Origin of the sequence: Streptomyces sp. NPDC059003 (assembly GCF_042740445.1) — a bacterium.
Lineage (GTDB): Bacteria > Actinomycetota > Actinomycetes > Streptomycetales > Streptomycetaceae > Streptomyces.
This window is the reverse complement of the sequence record NZ_JBHYJH010000404.1, coordinates 1-2605: the sequence shown is the minus strand read 5'-3', so window position 1 is coordinate 2605 and position 2605 is coordinate 1. Positions and strand designations below refer to the sequence as shown.

1 protein-coding gene is annotated in these 2605 nt (G+C 69.4%); it reads right to left on the bottom strand.

From position 1 onward, the window contains the following. A partial coding sequence (locus ACFWZ5_RS46080) for a DUF3560 domain-containing protein (protein WP_384893238.1) occupies positions 1–2605 on the bottom strand: 2605 nt, incomplete at both ends.

Here is a 2605-nt window from a genome sequence, read left to right as displayed (position 1 = left end):
CCTCGATGGCGGCCCGGGCCTTGGGGAGATTGCTGGCCGGGTTGTTGACCCACCACTGCCTGGGCTGGCCGTTCTTCTCATAGGTGATGCGGTGGCGTCCGGGCTGGTAGTACCAGCGCTGGGAGCTGCCGTCGTAGACGCACCTGCCGAACTTGTTGGTTTCTCGGTCCTTGAGCCAGTCGGTGAAGGCCTGGTGGTCGGGGTGAGAGGGTTGGGTGCCTGAGATCCACAGGCGTTCACCATCCGGGCTCAGGTGGATGCTGCCCAGTCCGCCGACGTCCAGGAGCTGGTCCAGTCGTCCGTCGGTGTCGTTGTCGATCAGCTGGACGATGGTGCGCATCGATCCCGCGGCCTCGGGCTCCGTTTCCACGTAGGTGAGGACCTCCGCCCAGGAGTGGAAGGAGGCCAGGTCCTTGTGCTTGCTTTTGCCGGTTTCCTTCAGCTGGTGGACCGCTTGGAGGAACTCGCGGATCTCGTCGAGTCCTCCGGCGACGGCGACCCTCTTGCCCCGGTCGACGGCGTCGAGGGCTTCGGTGACGGCGGTGGCGTTGGTGCGCGTCAGCACCGCATCCACCTCGTCGGGGCCCAGTTCAGTCAGCTCGGAGGGTTTGCCGGCCAGGCCCTTGAGCCGCATCCGGGCGCCCAGGAGCCGCAGGATGCGGTTGCCGACGTCGGCAATGTACTCGCCGTAGCGGAAGGACTGGGTCAGCGTGAGCGACACGTCGACGGGGAAGTGCGACAGCGCGTCGGTGGCGCCGCGGAAGGAGTAGATGGACTGGTTGGCGTCCCCGACCGCCACCACCTGCGTGCCGTGCTCCAGGGCGGCGCGCAGGCAGCCGTCCAGGACGGGGTTGACGTCCTGGGCCTCGTCCCAGGCGATGAGATCGTAAGGGATCGTGGAGCCGGACAGGGCCCACTGTTTGACGATGTAGTCGTGGTCGTAGGTGAGCTTGCCGTAGGGGTCGGTGAGGTCGGCCCACATGCGCTCGGTGAGGGGTTTGAGGGCCTCGAACAAGGCCTGGCGGTTATCCGGGCCAAGGAAGGTGGGCACGCGGGTGTGCTGGGGGCCGAGGCAGGCATCGGCGGACTGGCACCAGCGTTGCAGCATCCCTCGGGCCAGAGAGGCTGCGGTCTCCGGAGTCAGTCGGTGTACTCCTACCTGAATGGCTTGGTAGACATGCATCAAGTCGGCGATCTGCTGGGCCGTTTGGCGGGAGGCTCCGCCGTGGTCGGGCAGCCGGTGCTTCAGTCCGCGCCCGGCATCCAGGTAGCGCTGGTTGACCGACTGGAAAGCCAGGCCGTTGGCGGTCATCGGTTCCACGTGATCGCCGTACTTGCCTGCTGCTTTGGCTGCCTTGGCGTCGTCGACGACGCCGCGGTTGAAGGCGAGCAGGGCGATCCTCTGGTCGGGCAGCCGTCGGCAGATCATCTCGAGGGTCGCTGACTTCCCTGTACCGGCCAGGGCGCGTATCGCCGTATTGAGTCGGCGCCGTGCTACGGCTTCGATGGCCAGGCGCTGTTCATCGGTCGCCGGGAAGGCCTCGGCCGCAGCCGCTGCCGCGTCGATGCGGGCCCACTGTTCATCGGTGGGGGCACCGGGGCGGGCGGCTGGCATCTGGGCCAGGGCCTGCTCCAGATCCCCGCTGCTCAGGGCGGGGGCGTCGTCGTTGAGCCCGTACCCGGCCAACCGGTCCTCAATGACCTGCCCGCGGTCCCGGGCGGCCTCCAGAGGCTCTCGGCGGCGCCGTTCGTCATCGACCTCCCATGCGCGCTGCTCGGCCCGGTGGCGGTAGGCGAGGTCCAGCGGGTCGGTGGCCCCTTCCAGCGCCTGGAGGACGTCGTACAGATCGCTGTCCTCATCCTCCAGAGCTTGATCCTCCATCTGCGCGCAGGGTGTGGTGTTCAGCTGCGCCGTCGCGTCCTCCTGCCCGGGCTGCCCTGGCTGCCCCCCTGGGCTGCGGCCGGCGCCCTCAGGGGCTGCAGTGGTGCTGGGGGGCGCGTGGTCCATCTCTGCCCTCCTGGGGGCGGGTTCGGTGCCGGAGGGCTGCGTGTGCCCCGGGCCGGGGTGCTGTGGGCCGGGGGGAGCACCCTCTTTGGTGGTGCGGCCCTGGCCAGACGGTGCGGCGCCGGGCGGGGTCTCGCCGGCGGGCGTGAGGGTCATGGGCTTTGTGGGGGCGTCGAGTTCGCCGGGGTCGCGCAGAAGCTGGCCGTCGCGGATGCGGGCGACCACCCGCCAGTACTCGATCTTGTTGTCCGAGTCCGCCTGCGTGAGCGTGGTCGCATTCGCCCGCTTCACGGCGCTGCGCAGGACCGTGGTATCGCGCCAGGTGTATTCGATGACATCTCCGGGCCGGAAGTCGCTCTGGCGGAACTGCCGGGCCATGGCGGCGCGCCAGTCGGCGATTTCGGCCTGCGCGCGGGCCTCCCGGGCCTTGGCTTCGTAGCGCTTGGCTTCCTCCTGGTGTTCGAGTGCGCGGCGCGTTGCGGCATCGCCGCGCTCGCGTGCACGGCGTGCGGATTTCTCGGAGTGGTGGCCTTTCAGGATGGGCTGGCCACCGGCGAAACGCCCGAAGGCGTCATCGGCGCGTCCGCGGGCGCGGGCGGG